General features: G+C 59.3%; 4 protein-coding genes. All 4 read right to left on the bottom strand.

Translation table 11 applies throughout. The annotated features are described in order from the left end of the window. Positions 1 to 14 precede the first annotated feature (14 nt). Entirely contained in the window at positions 15 to 1,742 is a 1,728-nt protein-coding gene (locus tag L0H65_RS14695; RefSeq protein WP_301459796.1) for a CAP domain-containing protein, read from the bottom strand. Between the two features lie 179 nt (positions 1,743 to 1,921). Further along, a complete protein-coding gene (locus L0H65_RS14690; RefSeq protein ID WP_301459795.1) occupies positions 1,922 to 2,896 on the bottom strand; it encodes a hypothetical protein in 975 nt (324 codons plus the stop codon). Next, positions 2,896 to 3,405: a hypothetical protein gene (locus L0H65_RS14685; RefSeq protein WP_301459794.1), complete on the bottom strand. Its 510-nt coding sequence runs from the start codon at positions 3,403 to 3,405 to the stop codon at positions 2,896 to 2,898. The genes L0H65_RS14690 and L0H65_RS14685 overlap by 1 nt, the downstream gene beginning before the upstream one ends. Further along, a partial coding sequence (locus L0H65_RS14680; RefSeq protein WP_301459793.1) for a glycosyltransferase family 2 protein occupies positions 3,398 to 4,843 on the bottom strand: 1,446 nt, incomplete at its 5' end. The genes L0H65_RS14685 and L0H65_RS14680, both read right to left, overlap by 8 nt.

Here is a 4,843-nt window from a genome sequence, read left to right as displayed (position 1 = left end):
GGCAACCGCCGCCATCAGCCAAAGATGAAATCATCCGCCGATATTTGCGATAGATGGGTGTCTTGCAGCACAATTCCGCCGGAGCCGTACCAGATCGTGACATCTGCACCGTCCTGCGCGATATTCAACTGGGCATAGCTGGCCCTGGCGTAGGTGATGTTCAGGATATCGGTGCCATCCTCATAGTCGGTGACGGTATCCCAACCGCTGCGGGCGGTGAAGACAAAGGTATCGGCCCCGCTGCCCCCGGTCATCTGGTCATTCCCGAGGCTTCCGATCAGCGTGTCATTGCCTGCGCCGCCCTCTATCGTGTCCCAGCCGGGTGCGCCGTCCAGAAGGTCATTCCCATCGCCGCCAGAAAGCCGGTCATGGCCGATGCCGCCTTCAATCGTGTCATTGCCGCCTGCACCATCAATCACGTCATGGCCCAGATGCCCCATCAGAAGATCACCATCACTGCCGCCGGTGATCGTGTCATGCCCCGCCAACCCGCGCACGGTGTCAGAGCCGCTGCCGTTGCCTACATAAATATCGCTGCCGATGCCCAGATGCACCGAATCCCGGCCATCACCGCCATAGACAACATCATCGCCCGCTTGGGCAAAGATCAGATCATCGCCATCGCCACCATCCAGCGTGTCGGCCCCATTGCCGCCGGTCAGCGTGTCATTGCCATCGCCGCCTGACACCATGTCATCGCCCGGCCCGCCGATGGCCTCATCATTGCCGACACCGCCGGAAACGGTATCATTGCCGCTATTGCCATGCAGATAGTCATTGCCATCATCCCCGCGCAGCAGATCGTTGCCGTCACCCCCCTCGATCCGGTCATCACCGGCGCGGCCCATCAATGTATTGTTGCCCTTGTTGCCAGTCAGGTCATCGGCACCGCCGGCACCTTCCAAAGACAGATTGGCAACGCCCAAAAGCGCGGCTTTGTTGATATTGCTGACCAATACCAGGTTGACGGAACTGAGCAGCAGATCGCCCCCTACCACATCAATCTTGCCGGTTTCAGAAGCCAGATCAGCCAGCACCTCAATCCCGCCGCCAAGCGTGACAGCGACATTCGCACCAGGCGTCAACGCCAGGGCATAGCCGCCAGTGGACTGGCTGCTGGTGCTATCGCCTTGGGCGGAAACAGCATAGCCTGAAATACCCTCTCCAATCGAATAGAAGCCATCGGAGTCTTTGTCCGTATATATCACCCCGGTTACAAAGACCTTCGGCACGTTCTGGGCGAATTCCTGCGCCACCATGGAACTATTGAGCGGGCCAATGCCAGCGAAGGAGAAAGTGCCGGCCAGTTGGCCGATGCCTATCTCTTCATAATTGCCATTCAGGATATTTTCACGGTGACCATGGCTACGAAACAGATCCTCATGCTGGGTGACGATGACGGTGTTCAAATCCAACACGCCGCTGGTACCCTGGACATCCAGATTCTCCCCAAACCAACCGGTCCGGACATAGCCTGCATTGAACGCGCGGTCGGCGGGTGCGTTACCGCCCGGTCCCTCGTGCTGAAACAAACCAGTGTCCAGCAACCATTGTGATTGCGTATCTGCGGCGTTGTTCAGCAGTTCATTCGGCGCCAAGACCTGTTTGGCACTACCGTTGAGCGTTCCCGCAGGCAAATCCGCGTTGAGAGCGATCCCAAAGCGCGCCGCCTCGGCGAGCGGATCAAGACGGGCCCGGTTGACCAGTTCCAGCATTAGTTGTTCTGCGTCACTTAGGGGCATTAGGATCTCCTCTGGCGGGCTCGACGAATGGCTTGGGTCGCTGTCTATGCCCGCCCAGTTTACAATTATCTTTCAGCTACCCCGTATGAAAGCGATAAATGCACAAGATTGGGCGCTGGTATGGCCCCGATAAGGCAAACCGGGGTTTTCTGAAATAAATGCCCGCATTTTGCCTGAAGCTATGGTTTGCCCGCCAACGATGCTGCTGCCAGATCCCGGATCAGGGCTTCGGGGATGTCGACATGGAACGGAGTAGCGGGTTCGTCCGGCATATCTGGTGAAAACACCACACCGCGCGCCTCCGCCAGGGTTTGGTTTGCCGGTGCCAGTCCGGCCATGAACCTTTGTCGCAGGCTGAACCCCATCATCCCCCGGCGGGACAGCATTGGAACCAACGCCTCCGGCGGCGCTCGACGCAACCGTGTCACCAAAGGCCATAAAGCATAGTCCAGGCCCAGCCGGTTGATCTGACGGATCACCTCAATCGCCCCAGCCGGCGGGCTGACATTGGCCTGCGGCGGGGGGGCGATTTTCAACGTTTGGCCCGGCGCCGCGGCGTCCAAAATTGGGCGGTGCAGCGCGTCACTTTTCAACAGGTCATAGTTCACCGCATGGACGGGGCCAAAACTGTCCCAGCGGGTCAGGTTGCGGTGATACGCAAAACGCGCGGCGATCATTGGCACCTCAAGAAAGCTCTCGATGGTGCCAAGGGCAATGTCCTTGCCTTCGCGCACATATTGGGAATAGAGCGATTCCGCATAGCGATCCTGCCTGCGCAAATAGCAAACGATGGAAATGTCGAAAACATCTTTCCATGGCTCAAAGAACGCCTGCAACTTGTCGCGTGGCAGGCTTAATCCCTCCTCGCTCAGGATCAGGCAATTGGCGCGGCTGGCGCGAAATTCCTCCCAGATCAACGCGCGTTCTGCGGCCATCACCTCTGGCCCGTCCAACGTGGCGCGATAGATGAAATTATGCGCAGGCAGATCCGGGTGCGGGTCGCGTCCGGGGTCGGGATAGCAAATCCCGGCCTTCAGCAAGGTCGCGCGATTGTCGCGCAGCGCCAATTGGATAGAGGTGGTTCCGGTTTTATGGGTGCCGACATGCAGTACCAGCCTCGGCCGTGCCTTGGGCTTGGATTGAAAGGGCCACATTACCAATACCTCTCCGGTGTCCAGTGATAGGTGGGGTCGGTCAGGTCATCAACCGGGCCACAGAATGGAGTGCCCCGTTTGCAGCCCAGCCAATCCCCGTCTTTGGAGCGGACAAGCAACCGGTCTTTCAGTCGGTAAAGCAGCCATTGCATCGGGCGCAAAACATGGTTGGGATCAGCGACCTCCAGTCCCAGACCGGGGGCATCGGCGCCAAGGCTGTAGTTATCGTCATTCTGGCACACCAACCGCCAGATATCCGCCTGCCCCGGCACCATCACGCATTTCCAACGCGTGCCGAGAAAGGGATGCTGGATGCCCTTGGCCATGGTCACGCGGCGGTTGGCGAATACCCCGTCCAGATAAAGCGGTGTAGCCGCCCCTGCGGCCCGCAAGGCCATGTGGTAGCCATCACGCAGCGCCAGCCCCGGCCAATCGGGCAGCGGGTCGGGGGCGCGCAAAAGCTGCGGTTGGCCCCGTTCGGCACCCAGTCCCGGTCCGAAATCACCCATTGCGGTGCCCCGATATCAGCACTGCCGGATCGCCTGTCACAGCGGCCAGTTCCTCTTGCCAGAATGGCTCTTCCATACATATGGCAAGACGCTCGTTGTAATGGGCTTTCAACGCCTCAAAATTCTCCGCAAAGCGGTCGATCTCGGCATAAAGCCGGGTGGCGGCGCGGGCCACAGTGCGCCCATGTGCGCCGTCTTGCGGGCGATAGATATATTGCGTCCAGTTGTTCGGATTGGTCAGGATCACTTGCGTCAAGGGTTGGCGTGAGGCGGTGTCGCGGCGAAAATCCTTGGAGGCATGGGCGGCCTTCGCACCTGCGCTGCGGTCGATGGGATATTCCGGCGTCATATACATGAAAAAGTGATGTTCGGCCTGCCCATGGCTGGCATCGCTTTGATCCAGAATTTCCTGAATGATCTCGGGCGGAAGCTGTTCAAACCGCTGATCGAAACGGCGGAATTCGCCCAGGCGCTTGACATAGCGCGGCGCAAAACCATGGGTCAGGAACATCTCACGATCATTGATATCGGCAAGGATGCTGGCGTAAAGTTCCAGCCCCAACGGGTCCGCCACGCCCAGATGCGACAGCGCGCGTTGCAGGAAAAACTGCACCAGCGTATCGGCATTTTCCTGCCCGTAGCACAGGTTCACGATCAGGCCGTGGCTGCTCGACATATATTCCTGTCCGTAGGAGTGGGCCGGTTCGTGCCAGGAGGCCAGATTGGGGTTGGACATTACGCCATGCCCGCGCGCCCGGCCGCGCAAGGAATATTCAATATCATCGCCACGCAGGAAAAACGCCGCCGGATAGCCGATATCTGTCAATGCGGCGTAGGGCAGGCTTTGAAAGATGAAGGTGGAATATTCGGGGTAATGCGCGGCGGCAAGATCCCCGATCCCTTCGATTCCAGTGATCTCGCGTCCGTGGCGCAGAAAGCGCGGGCGGATCACCTCGCGCTTGCCGGTGATCGACCCCCCGGCAAACCGCCCCCACATGGAGCCGTCTTCCCACAGAACACGGCGATTGTTCTGGCGAAATACCGGCGTGGTGAACATGGTAGAATCGCTGCGAAACAGACTGGCCGCCCAGTTGCGCCGCAGGCTTTCCAGCGAAATCCCCAGATCATCATCCAACAGCAGCACTTCATCGGGGGTGACGCTTGCGGCCTCCAGCCCTTTTCGGGCGTGCAGCATCACTTGCGCCATATTGCCGCCGCCGCCCAGATTGGCCCCGGCATAGACAAAGACATTGAACATCCCCCCCGCCGTTACCGTGCTGTAATCGCGTTTGCTGATCCCGTTTGACGCATCCAGCACGACAAAGGCGGTGTTGCGCAAAAAGTGGCCGTAATCGCCCAATGCCGCCTCCCGGCGCAGTTGGGCAAACAGCGCCACAATATCGCGACTGCGCCCGAAGGTACGCAACAGCACCACCAT

It is taken from the genome of Pseudorhodobacter sp., from assembly GCF_030452865.1.
Lineage (GTDB): Bacteria > Pseudomonadota > Alphaproteobacteria > Rhodobacterales > Rhodobacteraceae > Pseudorhodobacter.
This window is presented reverse-complemented; position numbering and strand designations above follow the sequence as displayed.